The organism is Rhodoferax sp. LS1P39 (genome assembly GCF_056521425.1).
Genome location: NZ_JBWMAV010000004.1, coordinates 259344 through 280454, shown reverse-complemented (window position 1 = coordinate 280454; position 21111 = coordinate 259344). Strand labels below are relative to the sequence as shown.

The 21111-nt window shown below is 63.6% G+C and carries 21 protein-coding genes and 2 riboswitches; of the genes, 15 read left to right on the top strand and 6 right to left on the bottom strand.

What is annotated here, in order from left to right; genetic code table 11:
* Positions 1 to 117: 117 nt before the first annotated feature.
* From AC097O_RS09915 to AC097O_RS09880, 8 genes are all read left to right on the top strand, one after another.
* The gene (locus AC097O_RS09915) at positions 118 to 669 is read left to right on the top strand and encodes a tetratricopeptide repeat protein (RefSeq protein ID WP_479592624.1); all 552 of its coding nucleotides are present in this window, start codon (positions 118 to 120) and stop codon (positions 667 to 669) included.
* A 65-nt stretch (positions 670 to 734) separates the two neighbouring features.
* The gene (locus AC097O_RS09910; protein ID WP_479592623.1) at positions 735 to 1295 is read left to right on the top strand and encodes a peptidylprolyl isomerase; all 561 of its coding nucleotides are present in this window, start codon (positions 735 to 737) and stop codon (positions 1293 to 1295) included.
* 15 nt (positions 1296 to 1310) lie between these two features.
* Positions 1311 to 1817 (top strand): peptidylprolyl isomerase, encoded by a 507-nt coding sequence (locus AC097O_RS09905; protein ID WP_479592622.1) that lies wholly within the window; start codon positions 1311 to 1313, stop codon positions 1815 to 1817.
* Between the two features lie 14 nt (positions 1818 to 1831).
* A complete protein-coding gene (locus AC097O_RS09900) occupies positions 1832 to 2608 on the top strand; it encodes a UDP-2,3-diacylglucosamine diphosphatase (RefSeq protein WP_479592621.1) in 777 nt (258 codons plus the stop codon).
* A gap of 73 nt (positions 2609 to 2681) precedes the next feature.
* Positions 2682 to 3569, top strand: a complete 888-nt coding sequence (locus tag AC097O_RS09895; RefSeq protein ID WP_479592620.1) for a nucleotidyltransferase family protein — start codon at positions 2682 to 2684, stop codon at positions 3567 to 3569.
* A gap of 131 nt (positions 3570 to 3700) precedes the next feature.
* Positions 3701 to 4693: an extracellular solute-binding protein gene (locus AC097O_RS09890; protein ID WP_479592619.1), complete on the top strand. Its 993-nt coding sequence runs from the start codon at positions 3701 to 3703 to the stop codon at positions 4691 to 4693.
* Between the two features lie 11 nt (positions 4694 to 4704).
* A complete protein-coding gene (locus AC097O_RS09885) occupies positions 4705 to 5778 on the top strand; it encodes an ABC transporter ATP-binding protein (protein WP_479592618.1) in 1074 nt (357 codons plus the stop codon).
* On the top strand, positions 5775 to 7430 hold the full coding sequence (locus AC097O_RS09880; protein WP_479592617.1) for an ABC transporter permease: 1656 nt from the start codon (positions 5775 to 5777) through the stop codon (positions 7428 to 7430). Before AC097O_RS09885 ends, AC097O_RS09880 begins: the two co-directional genes overlap by 4 nt.
* Before the next feature lie 72 nt (positions 7431 to 7502).
* Here AC097O_RS09880 and AC097O_RS09875 read toward each other — a convergent pair whose 3' ends face one another.
* The 3 genes from AC097O_RS09875 to AC097O_RS09865 form a co-directional block, all read right to left on the bottom strand.
* Positions 7503 to 8408, bottom strand: a complete 906-nt coding sequence (locus tag AC097O_RS09875) for a LysR family transcriptional regulator (protein WP_479592616.1) — start codon at positions 8406 to 8408, stop codon at positions 7503 to 7505.
* Positions 8409 to 8708: 300 nt separating this feature from the next.
* Positions 8709 to 9116 (bottom strand): alternative ribosome rescue aminoacyl-tRNA hydrolase ArfB, encoded by a 408-nt coding sequence (gene arfB / locus AC097O_RS09870; RefSeq protein ID WP_315183876.1) that lies wholly within the window; start codon positions 9114 to 9116, stop codon positions 8709 to 8711.
* A complete protein-coding gene (locus AC097O_RS09865; protein WP_479592615.1) occupies positions 9116 to 9838 on the bottom strand; it encodes an SIMPL domain-containing protein in 723 nt (240 codons plus the stop codon). The genes arfB and AC097O_RS09865 overlap by 1 nt, the downstream gene beginning before the upstream one ends.
* A 227-nt stretch (positions 9839 to 10065) precedes the next feature.
* On the opposite strand from AC097O_RS09865, the gene ompR reads away from it, so the two are divergent.
* A complete protein-coding gene (gene ompR / locus AC097O_RS09860; RefSeq protein ID WP_295954921.1) occupies positions 10066 to 10797 on the top strand; it encodes an osmolarity response regulator transcription factor OmpR in 732 nt (243 codons plus the stop codon).
* Between the two features lie 96 nt (positions 10798 to 10893).
* The gene (locus AC097O_RS09855; RefSeq protein ID WP_479592649.1) at positions 10894 to 12252 is read left to right on the top strand and encodes a sensor histidine kinase; all 1359 of its coding nucleotides are present in this window, start codon (positions 10894 to 10896) and stop codon (positions 12250 to 12252) included.
* 51 nt (positions 12253 to 12303) lie between these two features.
* On the opposite strand, the gene AC097O_RS09850 is transcribed toward AC097O_RS09855, so the two are convergent.
* From AC097O_RS09850 to AC097O_RS09840, 3 genes are read right to left on the bottom strand one after another with little or no spacing between them, the layout of a single operon-like run.
* Entirely contained in the window at positions 12304 to 13350 is a 1047-nt protein-coding gene (locus AC097O_RS09850; RefSeq protein WP_479592614.1) for a GGDEF domain-containing protein, read from the bottom strand.
* Between the two features lie 17 nt (positions 13351 to 13367).
* Positions 13368 to 13979, bottom strand: a complete 612-nt coding sequence (locus AC097O_RS09845) for a chemotaxis protein CheC (protein ID WP_479592613.1) — start codon at positions 13977 to 13979, stop codon at positions 13368 to 13370.
* Entirely contained in the window at positions 13976 to 14359 is a 384-nt protein-coding gene (locus AC097O_RS09840; protein WP_315183380.1) for a response regulator, read from the bottom strand. Before AC097O_RS09840 ends, AC097O_RS09845 begins: the two co-directional genes overlap by 4 nt.
* Before the next feature lie 143 nt (positions 14360 to 14502).
* Between AC097O_RS09840 and AC097O_RS09835 the strand changes: the two genes are divergently transcribed.
* The 5 genes from AC097O_RS09835 to AC097O_RS09815 all read left to right on the top strand — a co-directional run bounded on the left by AC097O_RS09835 (position 14503) and on the right by AC097O_RS09815 (position 21082).
* Positions 14503 to 15786, top strand: a complete 1284-nt coding sequence (locus tag AC097O_RS09835) for an amidohydrolase family protein (RefSeq protein ID WP_479592612.1) — start codon at positions 14503 to 14505, stop codon at positions 15784 to 15786.
* 96 nt (positions 15787 to 15882) lie between these two features.
* A riboswitch (glycine riboswitch) is annotated at positions 15883 to 15983 on the top strand.
* A gap of 9 nt (positions 15984 to 15992) precedes the next feature.
* Positions 15993 to 16119, top strand: a riboswitch (glycine riboswitch).
* Positions 16120 to 16179: 60 nt separating this feature from the next.
* Positions 16180 to 17301, top strand: a complete 1122-nt coding sequence (gene gcvT / locus AC097O_RS09830; RefSeq protein ID WP_479592611.1) for a glycine cleavage system aminomethyltransferase GcvT — start codon at positions 16180 to 16182, stop codon at positions 17299 to 17301.
* A 25-nt stretch (positions 17302 to 17326) separates the two neighbouring features.
* Positions 17327 to 17698, top strand: coding sequence for a glycine cleavage system protein GcvH (gene gcvH, locus AC097O_RS09825; RefSeq protein ID WP_315240050.1), 372 nt, complete (start codon positions 17327 to 17329; stop codon positions 17696 to 17698).
* Between the two features lie 19 nt (positions 17699 to 17717).
* Positions 17718 to 20600, top strand: coding sequence for an aminomethyl-transferring glycine dehydrogenase (gene gcvP / locus AC097O_RS09820; RefSeq protein WP_479592610.1), 2883 nt, complete (start codon positions 17718 to 17720; stop codon positions 20598 to 20600).
* Positions 20600 to 21082 (top strand): GNAT family N-acetyltransferase, encoded by a 483-nt coding sequence (locus AC097O_RS09815; RefSeq protein ID WP_479592609.1) that lies wholly within the window; start codon positions 20600 to 20602, stop codon positions 21080 to 21082. The genes gcvP and AC097O_RS09815 overlap by 1 nt, the downstream gene beginning before the upstream one ends.
* Positions 21083 to 21111 lie beyond the last annotated feature (29 nt).

Sequence of the window (21111 nt, the reverse complement as noted above, 5' to 3'; positions counted from 1 at the left end):
ATGCGAAACCGGGGTGCGATAAGCGGCATCAGACCCCTCGGCTACAATCCTGGGCAGTATATCGCCCTGCGTTTGGGCATGGGATCCACCCTGTTTGCACATTGTTGTCGAGGCTTTATGTCACATTCCCTGTCGCGTTTGTCGGTTGTTTTGCGCTTGCTGGCCGCGTCAGTTCTTGTCGCCTCGGCGACAGTCCGCGCAGACGACTATGGCGATGTCAGCCAGTTGCTGAAGACCGGCAAGCTCGCAGAAGCCCAGGCCAAAGCCGACCTGTACCTGACGCTCAAGCCCAAAGATCCGCAGATGCGCTTTCTGAAGTCTGCCGTGCAGTCTGCGGCAGGCCAATCGGGCGATGCCATTGCCACGCTCACCGCGCTGACGCAGGAATTCCCCGAGCTGCCCGAACCCTACAACAACCTGGCCGTGCTCTACGCCAGCCAGAACCAGTTCGACAAGGCCCGCACCGCGCTGGAAATGGCCGTGCGCATCAACCCCGCCTACGCCACCGCCTATGAGAACCTGGGCGATGTGTATGCCAAGTTGGCCAGCCAGTCGTACAGCAAATCGCTACAGCTCAACGCCACCAACCCCCAGGCCTCGCAAAAAGTGGCTTTGTTGAAGACGGTGCTGGCACCCGCCACCCCTGCTGCACCGGCCAAGACCAAGTAAAGCCCCGCCGGTCGTTCACAGGGCAGCATCACGGCTGCCCTTTTTGCCTTTCAATACCCTCTTCCATGACCATTTCCACCACCAAACGCGCCCTGCTGCTCGCCTGCGCCCTGTGGGCATCGCACAGCGCTTTTGCCGCCGATGCGCCGCAGCTCAAGTTCACCACCTCGCTGGGCGACTTCGTGGTCGAGCTGTATCCCGCCAAAGCGCCCAAGACGGTCGAGAACTTTGTGCAGTACGCCAAAGACAAGCACTACGAGGGCACCATATTCCACCGCGTGATCGACGGCTTCATGGTGCAAGGCGGCGGCTTCAGCGCCGACATGAAAGAAAAAGCCACCCGCCCGCCCGTGCCTTTGGAAGCCAACAACGGCCTGAAAAACGACCGTGGCACCATCGCCATGGCGCGCACCAGCAACCCGAATTCGGCCACCGCGCAGTTCTTCATCAACGTGATGGACAACCCCAACCTGAACGCGCCCTCCCCGGATGGCTACGGCTACACCGTGTTCGGCAAGCTCGTCAGCGGCATGGACGTGGTGGACAAAATCCGCGTCGTGCCCACCGGGCGGGGCGATGTCCCCACCACCACGATCACCATCAAATCCGTCACCCTCGTTAAATAAAAAAGGAAACCAGCCATGAGCAACCCCAAAGTCGAACTCCACATTGCCAACCGCGGCGTGATCACCCTGGAACTGGACGCTGAAAAGGCCCCCAAGTCGGTCGCCAACTTCCTGGCCTATGTGGCCAAGGGCCACTATGACAACACCGTGTTCCACCGCGTGATCCCCGGCTTCATGGTCCAGGGCGGCGGTTTCGAGCCCGGCATGAAGCAAAAGGGCACCGACAAGCCCATCGACAACGAAGCCAACAACGGCCTGAAAAACGACAACTACACCGTCGCCATGGCCCGCACCAACGACCCGCACTCGGCCACGGCCCAGTTCTTCATCAACGTGGCCAACAACGGCTTCCTGAACCACACCGCCATCTCGTCCTCCGGCTGGGGCTATGCCGTGTTCGGCAAAGTCGTGTCGGGCACCGAAGTGGTCGATGGCATCAAGGCCGTCAAGACCGGTAATAAGGGCGGCCACGGCGACGTGCCACTGGAAGACGTGATCATCGAAAAAGCCGTCGCTGTCTAAGCCGGACTTTTCCCTTGACCCCGACCGTGCCCCCGGTGGCGGAGCTGATCGCTCCCTCCCACTGGCGCACGGTCGCTTGCATTTCGGACCTGCATTTGCAGGCCGGCGAGCGCGCCACCTTCGATGCGTGGCAGCGCAGCATGGCGAACAGCACGGCAGATGCCATCTTTATCCTGGGCGACCTGTTTGAAGTCTGGGTGGGCGACGATGCGCTGGATGCCGACCCTGGCGGCTTCGATGCCGCCTGCGTGCAGGTGCTGCGTGACACGGCCCGCCAGCGCCCGGTGTTCTTCATGCACGGCAACCGCGACTTCCTGGTGGGCCGCGCTTGCCTGGATGCCTGCGGTGTCGCCCTGCTCGGCGACCCCACCGTGCTGCAATTTGGCGGGCAACGCTGGCTGCTGAGCCACGGCGACGCGCTGTGCCTGGACGATGTCGATTACCTGCAATTCCGCGCCGTGGTGCGCAGCCCGCAGTGGCAGCAAGAGTTTCTGGCCAAGCCTCTGGCCGAGCGCCAGCAGATCGCCCGTGGCATCCGCAGCCAGAGCGAGAGCCGCAAACGCAGCGGCGTGGTCTATGCCGATGTGGATGCAGAAGCTGCCGTGGCCTGGCTGCACGCCGCCCGGGCCCGCACCCTGGTCCACGGCCACACGCACCGCCCGGCCCGGCACGACCTAGGCCACGGCCTGCAGCGCTGGGTGATGACCGACTGGGATGCCAGCGCACAGCCCGCGCGCGGCGAGTGGCTCATCCTGTCGGCTAGCGGTGTGCAGCGCATACCTTTAGCATAAGGCAATTTATATATAAAAAAGGCCTCTAGCGCTTATTCCTTGAGCGTGACAAGCTACATATTCAATAGCAACCATGCAACCCACTCTTGTCGTATTGGCCGCTGGCTTGGGTAGCCGGTTCGGCAGTTTGAAACAGATGCAGCCCCTGGGGCCGCATGGCGAGGTGGTGCTGGACTACGCCGTGTGGGATGCCCTGCAGGCAGGATTCGGCCGGGTGGTGTTTGTACTGCGGGAAGACTTTGTCGCGCAGTTCAAGGACCGCATCAGCCACGCCTTTGCCCGGCACATTGCCGTGGACTACGCCTTCCAGGATATGGCCCGCCTGCCGCCGGGCCGCAGCAAACCCTGGGGCACGGCCCATGCGCTGCTAGCCGCGCGCAGTGTGCTGGACGGCCCGTTTGCCGTCATCAATGCCGACGACTTTTATGGGCGCAACGCCTTTGTACAGATGGCGCAATTTTTGGGTGGCCTGGCTGCAGACGGCCCGCCGCACTGCGCCATGGTGGGTTATGCAGTTGCGCAGACCCTGTCGCCGCACGGCGGGGTCAACCGGGGTATTTGCCTGGCGCAGGGCGATAGGCTGGAAGCGGTGGAAGAGCATACCCATATCTCTCTCGACACCCATGGCGTGCTGCAGGGGCGCAATCTGGAAGGCAACGTGGTGACGCTGGCACCCCAGGCTTTGGCATCCATGAACTTCTGGGGCTTCACGCCCGCCGTGCTGCCACTGCTGGAGGCCCGGTTTGCCGACTTCCTGCGCCAGCATGGGAGCCACCCCACCGCCGAGTGCTACATCCCGACCGTGGTCAACCAGCTGGTACAGCAGAACCTGGCCGATTGCCGCATCTTGCCCGGCGATGGCGACTGGTTTGGCATGACCTACCCGCAAGACCTGCCCCGGTGCGTGGAACGGGTGCATACGCTGGTGGCCCAAGGCGTGTATCCGGCGCAGCTTTGGTGAATATACCGGGTTTCTCCTTGGATGATTTTGCATGCAATGCCAGTCGAAGCGGGCATTTTGCTGGGTAAGATGGGTTGCTGGGGGGCTGCCAGGGTTGGCGCACCCCGACCATTACCTTTGGAGAACCCTGCATGCACACCCGCCGCCGACTTTTCACCCTCGTCTCGACCGTTGCCGCGGCATCGGCGCTGAGCACCGCAGCCTGGGCGCAGCAAGCCAAGGTCACCATCTACACCGCCGCCCCACAGGACCTGATCGACCACGTGGTCCCGGCGTTTGAGAAGGCCAGCAAGATCAAGGTAGACGTGATCAAAGGCGGCTCGGGCGATCTGATCAACCGCCTGAAGGCCGAAAAAGGCCGCCAGACGGCCGACGTGATCTGGGCCGTAGGCACCGATGTGATCGAAGCCAACCCCGGCATGTTCACCAAGTTCGCACCCGAGAACGCCAAGTTCTTCTCGCCGGTGTTCAAGATCAACGACGCGGGCGTGCCGTTCTCGGCGGTAGCCACCTCGATTGGGGTCAACACCAAGCTGCTGACCCCGGCGCAGTACCCCAAGAGCTGGGAAGACCTGGCCAAGCCCGAATTCAAGGGCAAGATTTCGGCCCCGCGCCCCGACAAGTCCAGCTCAGCCTACATCCAGTTGGCCACCATCCTGCAAATCTATGGCGAAGACAAGGGCTGGGCGCTGTACACCAAGATCCTGGACAACCTGGTCCTGTCCAACAGCTCGGGCGCGGTGCCCAAGTTTGTCAACGACGGTGAAGCCGCCATCGGCATCAGCAACGAAGACACGCTGCTCAAGTTCAAGGCCGGTGGCGGCCCGGTGGAAATCGTCTACCCCACCGAGGGCACAGCTGCGGCGGGCGACATGATGGCTTTGGTGGCCACGGCTCCCAACGCCGACAACGGCAAGCTTTTCATGAACTACATGCTCTCCACCGAGGCGCAGGCGCTGGTGGATGCGTCCGGGCGGCGCTCGGTGCGCGGTGATGTGCCGAGCAAAAACGCCCTCATGCCCATCGCCAAGTTCAAGGTCATCAAGTACGACGACGACTGGGCCGGTGCCAACCGCGCGCGGATTCTGACCAAGTGGAACGATCTGCTGTTGAACAAGAAATAAGGTCGCCGCGCATGTCCCAGGTTCGTTTAGTCCATATCAAGAAATCGTACGGCAGCCATGTGGCGCTGCAAGACATCCACCTGAACATCGCGATGGGTGCGTTTTTTACCCTGCTGGGCCCCAGCGGCTGCGGCAAAACCACGCTCTTACGGGCGATTGCCGGGTTCCACCAGCAAGACTCGGGCGAGATCTGGGTGGGCGACGAATCCATCGGCCAGCTGCCCGCCAACAAGCGCCAGGTGGGCATGGTGTTCCAGGATTACGCGGTGTTTCCGCACCTCAGCGTGTTCGACAACGTGGCGTTTGGCCTGGTGCAGCAAAAGTGCCCGGCCGCCGACATCCAGCAGCGCGTCGCGCATATTTTGAACACCGTGCAGCTCGGCGCCCATGCCCAGCGCATGCCCCACCAGCTCAGCGGCGGGCAACAGCAGCGGGTGGGCCTGGCGCGGGCGCTGGTGATACGGCCCAAGCTGCTGCTGATGGACGAACCGCTGTCCAACCTGGATGCCAAGCTGCGCGTGGACCTGCGCCGCGACATCCGCCTGCTGCAGCAGGAGTTTGGCCTGACCACGGTGTACGTGACCCACGACCAGGAAGAAGCTTTGTCTATCTCCGACCAGGTGTGCGTGATGTATGACGGTGTGGTGCAGCAATTGGGCACGCCATGGCAGGTCTACAACCATTCGGCCAACCGGTTTGTGGCCACCTTTGTGGGATCCAACAATTTCTTTACCGCCACGCTGGACGGCGACCGGCTGCGTATTGCCGACCAGCACATCGCCGCCCCCCAGGGCGTGCGCGGCCTGCCGCGCTGTGTGGCGGCCATCCGCCCTGAAAAAATCCGTGTCAACCAGGCCTTGACCGGGCCCGGGCTGGCGCTGGCGGGCGTGCTGCGCCAGGCCATGTTTACCGGGCGGGAGCTGCAGTTGTCGGTGGATGTGGCGGGCCTGGGGATGGTGGAAGCCTTGACTGCGCCCAACGAAGCCATGGTGGCGCTGAAACCCGGCGACACCGTGCAACTGGGCGTGCACAGCAGCGACTTCTTGTTTTATGCCGAGGGCGATACCGGAGTGCTGCTGCCATGAACCCAAGCAAAGTGCGGCTGGACTTCTGGACCATCGTGCTGGGCCTGGCCATCGTGCTGATCGGCTGGATGCTGGTGTGGCCCATCGGCCAGGTGCTGGTGCTGGGTTTCATCAACCCCGAAACCCAGACCTTCACCACCGCCAACTACAGCAAGGTGCTGACCCACCCCTACTACCTCACCGCCCTGAAAAACACGGTGCTGGTGGGCGTGGGCGGCATGCTGGGGGCCTGCCTGCTGGGCGTGCCGCTGGCGTACTTTACGGCCCGCTACACCATCTGGGGGCGCAGCCTGATCACCACGCTGGCAGTGCTGGCGTTGGTGTCGCCACCGTTTATCGGCGCCTATTCGTGGGTGGTGCTGATGGGCAACAACGGCAGCCTGACGCAGTTGCTCAAAGGCATAGGCCTGCCGGTGCCGAGCATTTACGGCATGCCCGGCATTATTTTGGTGTTCAGCCTGAAGTTCTTCCCGTTTGTGTACCTGATGACGGCCAGCGCGCTGCGCAACATCAACCGTTCGTTCGAGGAAGCTGCCGAAAACATGGGTTGCACGCCGCTGCAGCGCTTCTTCAAGGTGACCTTGCCGCTGGTGTTTCCGGCCATCAGTTCGGGGGCCATTTTGTGCTTTGTGCTGTCGATTGCCGACTTCGGCACGCCCTCCATCATCGGGCGCGACCTGCAAACCCTGTCCACCATCGCCTACAACCAGTACACCTCGGAGATGGGCGGCCCGCCCACCATGGCGGTGAGTATTTCGATGCTGATGATCGTGATCTCGATGCTGGCCGTGGCCTTGCAGCGCTACCTGATCGGCAAGCGCCGCTACGCCGGGGCCTTGACCAACCTCACCGTGCCCCAAGCCTGTACCGGCGGCTTCGGTATCGCGGTGCACGCGCTGTGCTACGTGATTGTGGGGCTGGCCACCCTGCCTATCGTGGTGGTTGTGTTCACCTCGTTTCTGCAGACCAACGGGCCGGTGTTTACCGGTGGCTTTGGCCTGAACAGCTATACCCGCGTGATCCACGAAGTGCCCGACGTGATCTTGAACACCTTCAAGTTCTCGCTCATCGCCTCAGCCCTGATCACCGTGGCCGGTGGTTTGGTGTCGTACCTGATCGTGCGGCGGGAAACCATGCTCTCGGGCCTGCTGGACGCGGTGCTGATGGTGCCCTACGCGGTGCCGGGGGTGGTGATGGCCATCGGATTTTTGCTCACCTTCAACCACGGCGCGCTGGACCTGGTGGGTACCGGGACCATCATTGTGCTGATTCTGTTCATCCGCCGCCTGCCCTACGGGGTGCGCGCCACCAGCTCGGTGCTGCGCCAGATCAAGCCGTCCATCGAAGAGGCCGCCATCAGCCTGGGGGCCTCGCCCGCCAAGGCCTTCTGGAAGGTGACCGTGCCGCTGATGATGCCGGGTGTGCTGGCCGGGGCCATGATGAGTTTCATCACCGCCATCAACGAGTTGTCGAGCACCTTGCTGCTGTACACCGCGCCCACGGCCACCATGCCGGTGCGCATCTACAGCGCGGTGCTGGACGGTGAATTCGGCATTGCCGCCGCGCTGTCCACCATTTTGCTGGTCAGCTCGGGGCTGTGCGTGTTTATCGTGCTGCGGTTCTCTGAGTCCAAAGAAGGCGCTTTTGTGTAATGCCCAGGACTTACGCAAGTTCCCCCTGTAAGCCCGAAGGGCGATACAGGGGCGCTGCGTAAGTCCTAACTCTTAAAGTCCGTGGTCCCAATCGGGCTGCGGACCCCATTGCGCGGCCAAAAAGTCCAGCAGCGTGCGCAAGGTGGCAGGCTGGTGGCGGCGCGATACGTACACACCGTAGATGCCCAGCGCGGCCGGTTGCCAGTCTGGCAGCACGGCCACCAGCGCGCCGCTGCGCAGCATGGGGGCCACCATGAAGGTCGGCAGCATCGACACCCCGCCACCGGCCAGCACCGCCTGCAGCAGGGTCGAGGCCTCGTTGGCACTGAGGTTGCCGCTGACCTGCACGGCGGTTTCCACGCCGTCGCGGCCCAGGTTCCACTGGCTTTTGGTAAAGCGCGAGTAGGTCATGCAGTTGTGCCCCACCAGGTCGTCCAGCGTGTGCGGCGTGCCTGCGCGGGCCAGGTAATCGGGGGCCGCACACACTACCGCTCGGCACACCGACAGCTTGCGGGCAATCAGAGCGGGGTCGATCTCATTGGTGATGCGAATGGCCAGGTCGATCCGGTCTTCCACCATGTTCAGGGTTTGCTCGCCCAGCTGCACATCCACCCGGGTGCGCGGGTAGCGTGCCAGGTAGGCCACCAGGGCCGGTGCCAGATGGGTCTGGCCCAAGGCCACGCTGGCTGTCACGCGGATGGGGCCGTGCGGTTCGGTGTCGCGCTGACCGACCACCTGCTCTACGTCGTTTACCAGCTCTAACAATTGGCGGCTGCGGGCCACGCAGGCCTCACCCGCCTCGGTGAGTGAAAGGCGGCGGGTCGAGCGCTGCAGCAGCCGCGTGCCCAGCCAGCGCTCCAGTTCGGCAATGTGGCGCGTCACCATCGCCCGGGACATGCCCAGCGTCTCCGCAGCCGCGGTAAAACTGCCACGCGTGACTACCTCGCTAAATACGCGCATGGCGGAAATTCGATCCATACCTTGTCCTCTTGCTCATTTTTTATGCAACCAATCGGCTGTTCTGGGCACGATTGAAGCATGAAACAAGATAAAAATATGAGATAAATTGTATGCAATAACTCGCGCGGATACATTCATGTACCAGCGGGTAGTCATTTCAAGTTGTGACTACCGGTGTGCATGTGCGTTCTCATCAATAGGCGAAATGTAACTACAGGCTCATGCGTTCCGTTGCAGAGGCTCACGCCGCGTATTCTGGACGGCCACAGATCCCGACAGAGCCCAGGGCAGCCGATAACCGACCCGCCCCCTACCCTGCTACTCGCTGACCTTGCCGCGCAGCGCCTTGGTGCTGGCGCGCTGGCTTTTGCCTTCCAGGCGGCGCTGCCTGGAGCCGTAGGTGGGCTTGGTGGCGCGGCGCACCAGCGGGGCCTGGGCGACGCTATTGACCAGCGCCTCCAGCCGCTGGAGTGCGTCGGCGCGGTTCTGCTCCTGGCTGCGGTGCTGCTGGGCCTTGAGCACCACCACGCCAAGCTGGGTGATGCGGCTGTCGCGCAGGGCCAGTAGCCGCTCTTTCACGTCAGGCGGCAGGCTGGACGCGCCGATGTCATAGCGCAGGTGCACCGCGCTGGACACCTTGTTGACGTTCTGCCCACCCGCACCCTGCGCCCGGATGGCGGTCATCTCGACCTCCTCCGGGTCGATGCGCAGCGGGCGAAAGTGGATCACTGGAGTTGCACTGCGCCAGACACCGTGACCTGCACCGTGCTTTTGCCGGCCTCTACCGGCACCGCCATGTCGCTGGATGCCATCTTGGCCTCCATGGCCATCATGCGTGGGCGCGGCATGCCGCCGGAATCGGACGCGTTGACCGACACTTCGCGCAGGCTGTAGCTGGCAAAGCCAAAGCCCTTGGCGATCTCGCCCGCCTTGGCCTTGAACTGCTCGATCGCCATGGTCTGCGCCTGGCCTTCGACCTGGGTGCGCTGGCTGCGGCTCAGGCCGAAGCCGACATGGCCCATGGTCAGCGTGCTGATCTTGCCCGCCGTGGCCGCGATGCGGGCAAAGTCACGGCCCTCCAGCACCAGCTCGGTATTGCCCTGCCAGCCCACAATCTTGCTGTCCTTGCCGTAGCGCGGGAACAGGCTGAAGTTGCCGGTACGCACATCCAGTTGGCCGGGCTGCGCGGCCTTTTTGGCCTCGGTCAGCGCTGCGTCGAGTGCGACTTTGAGCTGGGTTTGCACCACCCCGGCATCGGTGCCGTCGCGGCTGGTGCTGAGCACCATGGTCAGCAGATCCTGCTGTACTTCGACGACGCTGCTGGCCGACAGTTGCACCACGTTGCGCGGCACCTGGGTGCCGTTTTCTTGAGAAAAAACACTGCCGGCGCTTATGAATAAAGCGCAAGCAGCTACTGATTTAATAGCAAACTTCGAAACCAGGGACATACGTAACTTTCATAAAGTAAAGGGTCAACAGACGTAACGGGCGCGGCAGGGATTGCGCAGACCCGCTCCTCTGACAAAAACAGTATTTACCGCAAAAAAACCTATCGCAAAGCACACTGGACCGTATGCAATATTTGTAACATACTGTCAACACGAGGTCTTATCGTCGGTTTTTGGCAGTTACGCACTGCAAAATCCCCCTGTTACATATTACCGGTACACAGACTATGAACCAGACTGCCAACCGCCCCGACAAGATTTTGGTGGTCGATGACGACTCCCGCATTCGCGATCTGCTGCGCCGTTATCTGATGCAAGAAGGCTTTGAAGTGATGCTGGCCGAAGACGGCAAGGCCCTCAGCCGCATCATGCTGCGCGACACCGCCGATCTGATCGTGCTGGACCTGATGATGCCCGGCGAAGACGGCCTCTCCATCTGCCGCCGCCTGCGCGCCGCCAACGACCGCACGCCCATCATCATGCTCACCGCCAAGGGCGAGGACATCGACCGCATCGTCGGCCTGGAAGTAGGTGCCGACGACTACCTGGGCAAGCCCTTCAACCCGCGCGAGCTGCTGGCCCGCATCCACGCCGTGCTGCGCCGCCGCCCGGTCAAAGAGGCCCCCGGCGCGCCGTCCATCGACAACGAAATCATCACCTTCGGGCCGTTTTCGTTCGACCTGGGTTCGCGCACCCTGAACCGCAATGGCGAAGAGCTGCCGTTGACCACCGGCGAATTTGCCATGCTCAAGGCGCTGGTGCGGCATCCGCGCCAGCCGCTGTCGCGCGAAAAGCTGGCGCTGCTGGCCCGGGGCCGCGAGTTCGAGCCCTTTGACCGCAGCCTGGACGTGCAGGTCTCGCGCCTGCGCAAGCTGGTCGAGGTGGATGCCGCTGCACCGCGCTTCATCCAGACCGTGTGGGGCGTGGGCTATGTGTTCGTACCGGACGGTGCAGGTTGATCTCGTTTGAGTAAATCCCCCTCCCGCCGCCAGTCGGATTTTCGGCTGCAAGACGCGCCCGAACTCTCCGATGGGACCAGTCCCGCGCCGCTGGAGATGCTGCCCGGCAAATCGCACCTGTCCCGCCAGATGGTGGTGGTCAGCCTGTTCTGGCGCACCTTTTTTCTGCTGGCGGCTCTGCTCATGGGCAGCATGCTGGCCTGGCTGGCCACCCTGCGGGCGCTGGACTTCACGCCCCGCGCAGTCCAGACGGCCCAGCAGATCGCCTCCCAGGTCAATCTCAGCCGTGCCGCCCTGACGCATGTGGATGCCATTGCCCGCGTCTCGCTGATCAAGACCATGGCCGACACCGAGGGCGTACGCATCGTGCCGCGCGAGCCGAAAGACCAGTTCTTGCCTTTCGACAGTGATGCCCTGAGCCAGCGGGTCGCGCTGGAGCTGCAAAGCATCCTCGGCCCGGCCACCGTGGTGGCGCGCAGCGTCAACGGCATCAACGGCCTGTGGGTGGGTTTTGACATCAACGGCGATGCCAACTGGCTGCAGCTCGACCGCGAGCGCTTCAACCCCGGCAGCAACAAGACCTGGCTGATCTGGCTGCTGACCATCGGCGGCCTGTCGCTCACCGGCGCGGCGCTGATCGCCCGACTCATCAACCGCCCGCTCAAGCAATTGTCGTTTGCCACCAGCCGGGTGCGCGAGGGCGACTTTGATGCCAGCCACCTGGACGAGCGCGGCGTGACCGGCGAGGTGCGCGAGGTCAACATCGGCTTCAACCGCATGGCCCAAAAGCTGGCCAAGATCGAACAGGACCGGGTCGTCATGCTGGCCGGTATCTCGCACGACCTGCGTACCCCGCTGGCCCGGCTGCGGCTGGAAACCGAGATGAGCGTGGCCGACGACGATGCCCGCGACCACATGGTGGCCGACATCGAACAGCTCGACGCCATCATCGACAAGTTTCTCGACTACGCCCGCCCCGGCCACGCCAAGCTCAACCCCGTCTCGCTCAACGAGGTGCTGGAGTCCAGCCTGTACGCCGTGCTGGAGTACGAAGACATGCAAATCCAGCGCAACGTAGACGAGTCGCTGATGGTGCTGGCCGACGAGGTGGAGCTGGGCCGGGTGATCGCCAACCTGCTGGAAAACGCCCGCCGTTACGGCAAGTCGATGGACACCGGCATCGCCAATGTGGACATCGTCGCCAAGGCGCACGACGACTGGGTGCTGCTGAAGGTGCGCGACCACGGCCAGGGGGTCAACCCCGAGCAGCTCAGCAGCCTGTCCAAACCCTTCTTCCGCGGCGATACGGCCCGCACCGAGGCCACCGGCGCGGGCCTGGGCCTGTCGATTGTGGACAAGGCCATCCAGCGCATGGGCGGCGAGTTCGAGCTGACCAACACCACCTCGGGCGGGCTGGCGGCGCACATCAAGCTGCAGCGCGCCCCCAAAACCTGATTTATACGAAATAGGCCGCCAGCGCTTATCCAGCCAGCGCGAGCAGCTATCTTAATTAGAGTGATTTGGCACCGGAGGTTCCTGGCCTGGAACCACATAGCCGCCGGTAGTGTGGGGATCGGTCACGCTCAGCCATTGCACCTGGTTGCGCCCCCCGTGCTTGGCGGCGTACAGGGCTTTGTCCGCGGTGTCCAGCAGCCGCGTGTCGCTGCAGGCTGAGCCGCCAGGGCAGGTGGCGGCCCCCAGGCTGATGCTGATGTGCTGGCCCACCTGGGAACGGGCGTGCTCCATTTGCAGGGCCAACACGGCCTGGCGGACTTTTTCGGCGATCCGGATGGCACCCGACTGGTCGGAGGACGGCAGGATGATGATGAACTCTTCGCCGCCGTAACGCGCAAACACATCCGACAGCCGGTTCAGCTGCGACTGCACCGCGCCCACCAGGGACTGCAAGACCCGGTCGCCCGCCGGATGGCCATAGGTGTCGTTGTATTTCTTGAAGTAATCCACATCCAGCATGACCAGCGACAACGGCTTCTTCTGGCGCTGGGCGCGGCTGAGCTCGATGGTCAGCTTCTGGTCGAAATACTTGCGGTTGTAGATGCCGGTCAGGCCGTCGATCACAGCCTCGCGCGAGAGCTTTTCCGAGTGCGACTGCAGCAGCCGCTCGCGCTTCACGAAGCTGCTGGTGTCGGTGATCTGCACCATCACCAGAAAGCCGTCGGCGCGGGCGTTGTCGTAGCGCACCGGCACCAGGGTCAGCGATTGCGGCATGCGCTGCTGCGGGCCTTTGGCGGTGTCTTCCGGGCGCAGGTACAGCGGCAGCGGCGTGCGGTGCAGCACATTCGACAACACCACCGGCAGCTTGTAGGTGAGCACATTTTTTAGGGCGCTGATGAAGGACAGAGACAGCCCGTTGGCAAACACCGACTCCAGCGTGCGGCCCAGCGCCGCCGGGGCTTCGATACCACTGTGGCGCACCACCCAGGCATTCCACACCAGCACCTCGCCACGCGGATTGAGCACGATCAGACCGTTGCCCAGGGCATCCACCATCTGGGACCAGGGCAGCAGCGAGGCGATGGGGCTGGCAGGCATACAGGCCGGAGGCAGGTTCAAATGCGCGCCAGGAAAGCGTCCAGGGCAGCGACCAGCCCTTCGAGAGAATTGGAACTGAGCAAAAACACCAGATAGCCCTGGGTATCGCGTTTTTCGATGGTCAGGTCGATATGCAGCACCAGCACCAGTGGTTGGCTCTCGTCGGACATCAGTTTGCCGATCACCGTGTCGGCACCGTCCACCGAATACTCGGGCAAGGTGCTGCTCAGGCCCACGCCCAGCATGTCGGCGATGGCCGACAGGCAAGCGTTCAAAATCACATTGCCCAGCTCGCACATGGCTTCGTGCTCGAAGTCCACCAGGTCCTCCACGCTGACCTGCGAACCCAGCATTTCCTGCACGATTTCCAGCGCCTTTTCTTCGCGGAACAACAGCGTGGCATCCAGGCTGAACGGCCCGCCAAACTTTTGCCGCACCGCGCCCAATCGCCCGCCGTCGAGCGAGAGCATTTCGGCATTCACATCGGTGCGGTCAAAAAACTGGATGCGTGGCACCGACAGCAGCACCTCGTCACCCACGATCTCGCTCAGACTTGCGGCCGCCTGGCCTGCACCAACGTTAAATACCTCGGTCAAGGCATCCAGCTGCAGGTCAGACAGGGTTTTCACAGCGGACTTTCAAAGTAGGCCAGTGCTTCGGTCACGCTTTTTTCGCTCACCGGCTTGGCAACAAACTTCACGCCCAGCTCGGCAGCCCGGGTTTTCTGGCTCTCCTGGATGTTGGCCGAAAACAGCGCCAGGCGCAGCCCGGGATGGTCACGCTTGAGGTGTTCGGCCGCATCGGTGCCCAGCATGCCGGGCATGTTGATGTCCATGGTGCAGTAGGTGAAGGTCTGGGCGTTGGCCAGCGTCAGCGCTTCGTCGCCACTGGCGGCCTCCACCAGGGTCCAGCCGGGCCGCTTGGCCTGTACCAGGGTGCGGATCATCATGCGCGAAACCCGGCTATCGTCTACGATCAAAAGCACGGTTGCAGGGGAGGTAGTGGTCATTTGGGGCGGGCCTCTGTTGGGCGTGTGAAAGATTGTCGCTGAAGTCGCTTGTCTGTGTCAGGATGTTACCTATCGATTCCCTATGGCACGGTCCTGGCGTGTAAAAATTAATTTCATTTCGCCCCACCAACCACCTCCACGCCATGCTCGACCTTCTTGTTACCCACGCCACCTTGCCCGATGGCCGCACCGGCATGTCGATTGCCGTCCAGAATGGCCGCATCACCGAAGTCAGCCCCGGCCTTGCCGCCCCGGCCCACCACACCGTCGATGCCCAGGGCCTGCTGGTGAGCCCTCCGTTCGTCGACGCGCACTTTCACATGGATGCCACGCTCAGCTACGGCCTGCCGCGCGTCAACCAGAGCGGCACCCTGCTCGAAGGCATCGCGCTGTGGGGAGAACTCAAACCCGACCTCACCCAGGAAGCCCTGGTGCAGCGCGCCCTGGCGTACTGCGACTGGGCGGTGGGCAAGGGCCTGCTGGCCATCCGCAGCCACGTCGATATTTGCGACCCGCGCCTGCTGGCGGTAGAGGCGCTGCTGGAAGTCAAGCACCAGGTCGCCCCCTACCTGGATTTGCAACTGGTGGCCTTTCCGCAAGACGGAGCGCTGCGCGACCCGCAGGGCATGGACAAGCTGCAGCGCGCACTCGACATGGGCGTGGACGTGGTGGGCGGCATCCCCCACTTCGAGCGCACCATGGCGGATGGGGCCTTGAGCGTCAAACTGCTGTGCGAGCTGGCTGCCGAGCGGGGCCTGCTGGTGGACATGCACTGCGACGAGTCCGACGACCCGATGTCGCGCCACATCGAAACCCTCACCTATGAAACCCAGCGCCTGGGCCTGCAGGGCCGCGTCACCGGCTCGCACCTCACCTCCATGCACAGCATGGACAACTACTTTGTGAGCAAACTGCTGCCGCTGATGGCCGAAGCGCAGGTCAACGTGGTGAGCAACCCGCTGATCAACATCACCCTGCAAGGCCGGGGCGACACCTACCCCAAGCGGCGCGGCATGACCCGCGTGCCCGAAATGCTGGCCCACGGCCTGACCGTCGCCTTTGGCCAGGACTGCGTGATGGACCCCTGGTACAGCCTGGGGAGTGGCGACATGCTGGAAGTGGCCAGCATGGGCCTGCACGTGGCCCAGATGACCAGCCAGGCCGCCATGCGCCAATGCTTCGAGGCCGTGACCACCAGCCCCGCAAAGATCCTGCAGCTCGACGGCTACGGCCTGGCGCCCGGCTGCTGGGCCGACTTTGTGCTGCTGCAAGCGCAAGACCCGGTAGAAGCCATCCGCCTGCGCGCCACCCGGCTGCAGGTCTACAAGCGCGGCAAGCTGCTGGCGCAGACCCCGGCGGCCACCGCCCGCCTGCAACTACCCGGACGACCTGCCCAGACCGACTGGCTGCTGCGCAAGGCGGGCTGAGGTTGCTATTGTTTAAGTAGCTTGTCACGCTGATGCAATAAGCGCTAGCGGCACTTTTTACTTAAATATCTGCCGCCTGCGTGGGCTTGGTTAGAATCCATGCCGTCAGGAGAGAGTTCTTATCTGGAGAACCGCCGAAGGCGCAGGACCCCGCTACGTGGGTCTGAACGCTCAGGCAAAAGGACTGACAAACGTTTTTCATCGAACGTCACCCCCCTGGAGAGAAATCCGCCACTGAGCGGATTCACCGAAGGCGCAACCCGCAGTCGGCTTGGCACCACCGCCCAAGCCCACCCGGCGAATCGCTCAGGTAAAGCGGACAGCGGGGACCACACATGGCCACAATGGCCATGATTTTTTGTGTGTCCCCACCTTTCATTTTGAAAGAACGCCATGTCCGACCTGCAGCTCACCCCTTTGAACGCCTTGCACCTGGAATTGGGTGCGCGCATGGTCCCGTTTGCGGGCTACAGCATGCCGGTGCAATACCCTGCAGGTTTGATGGCCGAGCACCACCACACCCGCACGGCGGCTGGCCTGTTCGACGTGTCGCACATGGGCCAGTTGCGCCTGGTCGGCCCCGACGCGGCAGCCGCGTTTGAAACCCTGATTCCTGTCGATGTGATCGACCTGCCCGTGGGCAAGCAACGCTATGGCCTGCTGCTGAACGACGACGGCGGCATCCTCGACGATTTGATGTTCTTCAAGCGTGCCGACGACATCTTCGTCATCGTCAACGGTGCCTGCAAAGTCGCCGATATTGCCCACATCCAGGCAAAAATCGGCCAGCGCTGCCAGGTGATCCCCCAGCCCGAGCTGGCGCTGCTGGCGCTGCAAGGCCCGCAAGCCGTCACAGCCCTGGCGCGCCTGGCTCCTGGCGTGGAAAAACTGGTGTTCATGACCGGCGGCCATTTCGATGTGGCGGGCATTCCCTGCTTTTTGACGCGCAGCGGCTATACCGGCGAAGACGGGTTTGAAATCTCCGTCCACAGCAGCCAGGCCGAGGCCTTGGCCCGCGCGCTGCTGGCCCAGCCCGAAGTCAAGCCCATCGGCCTGGGTGCCCGCAATTCGCTGCGCCTGGAAGCCGGGCTGTGCTTGTACGGCAACGACCTGGATACCACCACCAACCCGGTGGAAGCGGGCCTGAACTGGGCCATCCAGAAAGTGCGGCGTACCGGTGGTGCGCGGGCGGGCGAATTCCCTGGTGCTACCAAAATACTAGCTGCCCTCGCCGATGGAATAAGCACGGAAGGCAGAAAACGTGTTGGACTCGTGGCCCTGGAGCGCATCCCCGTTCGCGAGCACACCGCCTTGCAGGACACGGCGGGCAACCCGATTGGCGAGGTCACCAGCGGCCTGCTGGGCCCCACGGTAGACAAGCCGATTGCCATGGCCTACGTGGCCCCGGAATTCAGTGCCATTGGCACCCGCATCAACGCCGTCGTGCGAGGCAAAATCGTACCGATGGAAGTGACTTCCATGCCCTTCACCCCCAACCGCTATTTCCGCGGCTAAATCCATTTTTTACAGGAGCAACCCCATGAGCATCCACTACACCGAAGACCACGAATGGCTGAACATCGAGGGCGACATCGCCACCGTCGGCATCACCACCCATGCGCAAGACGCGCTGGGTGATGTGGTGTTTGTCGACTTGCCCGCTGTTGGCACCAGCTTTGCCCAGAAAGACGTGGCCGGCGTGGTCGAGTCGGTGAAAGCCGCCGCCGACGTGTACATGCCCGTCTCCGGCGAAATCACCGAGGTCAACGAAGCCCTGCGCGCCGACCCGGCCCTGGCCAACACCGATCCGCTGGGTGCGGGCTGGTTCTTCAAGGTCAAGCTGTCGGCCCCCGCCGAAGTCGCGGCCTTGCTGGACGAGACCGCCTACAACGCCTTTAGCCAAAACGCCTGATACCTCTGGACACTGCCCCATGACGACCTCCCTGCACGAACTCGAAAACTCCGCCGAATTCATCGCCCGCCACATCGGCATCGATGCTGCCGATGAAACCCTGATGTTGGGCGTGATTGGCTCCAGTTCGCGCCGGGACCTGATTGACGGCATCGTGCCGCGCAGCATTGCGCGCAGCACGCCCATGGACCTGCCCGCGCCCGTGACCGAGGCGGCGGCGCTGGCCGAGCTCAAGACCATCGCGGCCAAGAACAAGGTCTTCAAAAGCTTCATCGGCCAGGGCTATTACGGCACCCACACGCCCGGCGTGATCCTGCGCAACATCCTGGAAAACCCCGCCTGGTACACCGCCTACACGCCCTACCAGGCCGAAATCTCGCAAGGCCGCATGGAGGCGCTGATCAACTTCCAGACCATGGTCTGCGACCTGACCGGCATGCCCATTGCCAACGCCTCCATGCTGGACGAAGCCACCGCCGCCGCCGAGGCCATGACCCTGGCCAAGCGCAGCGTGAAAAGCAAAAGTAACGTCTTCATCGTGGCGGGCGACTGCCATCCGCAGACGATTGAAGTGATCCAGACCCGCGCCAAGCCGCTGGGCATCGAGATCAAGGTCAGCTCCGCGCTGGCCACCCTGCCCCAGCTCATGGCCAGCGGTGACTTCTTTGGCGTGCTGGCCCAGTATCCGGCCACCAACGGCATGCTGCACGACCTGCGCCCGCTGGTGGGCGTGGCCCATGCCAGCGGTGCCGCCGTGTGCGTGGCCGCCGACCTGCTGGCACTGACCCTGCTGGTGCCTCCCGGCGAGTGGGATGCCGACATCGTCATCGGCAACACCCAGCGCTTTGGCGTGGCCATGGGCAATGGCGGCCCGCACGCCGCCTACATGGCCTGTCGCGATGCCTTCAAGCGCTCGCTGCCCGGCCGCCTGGTGGGCGTGAGCGTGGACGCGCACGGCAACCCGGCCTACCGCCTGGCCTTGCAAACCCGCGAGCAGCACATCCGCCGCGAAAAAGCCACCTCCAACATCTGCACCGCGCAGGTGCTGCCCGCCGTGCTAGCCAGCATGTATGCCGTCTACCACGGCCCGCAAGGCCTGACCCGCATCGCCCAGCGCGTGGCCCGCTTCACCGCCATCCTGGCGCGCGGCCTGCAGCAGATGGGCTACGAGATCGTCAACGCGCACGCCTTTGACTCGCTCACCGTCAAAACCGACGACGCTAGCGATTTGATAGCTACTCGTGCTCACCAATCAAGCGCTAACCTGCGTTTTCGCTTAAAGAACCACCTGGGCATCTCGCTGGACGAGACCACCACTCGCGGCGACATCGAAATGCTGTGGTCCTTCTTCGTCAAGCCTGGCGAACCTATGCCGCGCCTGGGCGAGCTCGAAGACTCAGTGGACTCGCTCATCCCCGCCGAGCTGCGCCGCAGCAGCGCCTTTCTGACACACCCGGTGTTCAACACCCACCACTCTGAGACCGGCATGCTGCGCTACATCCGCGCCTTGAGCGACAAGGATCTGGCACTCGACCGCAGCATGATCCCGCTGGGCAGCTGCACCATGAAGCTCAACGCCACCAGCGAAATGGCCCCGGTCACCTGGCCCGAATTTGCCAACATCCACCCCTTCGCCCCGGCCGACCAGCGCCTGGGCTACACCGAGCTGGACGCACAACTGCGCGACTGGCTGTGCCAGGCCACCGGGTACGCCGGCATCAGCCTGCAGCCCAACGCGGGCAGCCAGGGCGAATATGCAGGCTTGCTGGCCATCAAGGCCTACTTCGACGACCACGGCCAAAGCCAACGCAACATCTGCCTGATTCCCAGCAGCGCCCACGGCACCAACCCGGCCAGCGCCCAGATGGCCGGGCTGACGGTGGTGGTCACCGCCTGCGATGCACAAGGCAACGTCGACATGGCCGACCTGCAGGCCAAGTGCGAGAAGTACAGCAACACCCTGGCCGCGGTGATGATCACCTACCCCAGCACCCACGGCGTGTTCGAAACCCAGGTGAAGGAACTCTGCGCCCTGGTGCACAGCCATGGTGGCCGCGTCTACGTGGACGGTGCCAACATGAACGCCCTGGTCGGCGTGGCCGCACCCGGCGAATTCGGCGGCGACGTCAGCCACCTGAACCTGCACAAGACCTTCTGCATCCCGCACGGCGGCGGCGGCCCGGGCGTGGGCCCGGTCTGCGTGGTAGCCGATTTGATCCCCTACCTGCCCGGCCACGCCACGGCGGGCGACACCCAGCACGGCATCGGTGCCATCAGCGCAGCTCCCTTGGGCAATGCCTCCGTGCTGCCCATCAGCTGGATGTACTGCCGCATGATGGGTGCCGAAGGCCTGCAGCACGCCACCGAAGCCGCCATCCTGGCCGCCAACTACGTCAGCACCAAGCTGGCACCGCACTACCCCACGCTGTACGCCAGCGCCAACGGCCACGTGGCGCATGAGTGCATCCTGGACCTGCGCCCCATCAAGGACAGCTGCGGCGTGACCGCCGAAGATGTCGCCAAGCGCCTGGCCGACTACGGCTTCCACGCGCCCACGCTGAGCTTCCCCGTGCCCGGCACGCTGATGGTGGAGCCGACAGAGAGCGAAACCCTGGCCGAGCTGGACCGCTTCATCTTCGCCATGGTCGCCATCCGCGACGAGATCCGCCAGATCGAAGCAGGCACCTGGCCGCAAGACAACAACCCGCTCAAACACGCCCCCCACACCGCCGCCAGCCTGATGGGTGCCGAGTGGGACCGTCCGTATGCCCGCGAAGTCGGCGCGTTCCCGCTGGCCAGCCTGAAGCAGTCCAAATACTGGCCACCGGTGGGCCGGGTGGACAACGTCTTTGGCGACCGCAATCTGTTCTGCAGCTGCGTGCCGGTGGCGGATTACGCGTGATGGACGTGCAAGTCCGCCGCGTCGACTACCGCAACCCCGTGGACGTAGCCGCCCTGGTCCATCTGCTGGACCTGTATGCCCAGGACCCCATGGGCGGTGCCACACCGCTCACCGACGATACCCGCGAACGCCTGTGCGCCGACCTGGCGCTGCGCCCGCACGCGGCCAGCTTCATCGCCTGGCGGGGTGACGAGCCCATCGGCTTGGCCAACTGCTTCGAGGGCTATTCGACCTTCAAGGCCCAGCCGCTGCTGAACATCCACGACATGGCGGTGCACCCCGCGCACCGGGGCCAGGGCGTGGGCCAGGCGCTGCTGGCGGCGGTGCAGCAGTACGCGCAAGAACGGGGCTGCTGCAAGCTGACGCTGGAGGTGCTGACCGGCAATGCCCAGGCCCAGGCCAGCTATGCGCGCTTTGGCTTTGTGGGCTACCAACTGGTGCCGGGCGCGGGGCATGCGGTGTTTCTGCAGAAAAATCTTTAGTGCGGCACAGTTCCTGCTGTGGAAGCTGC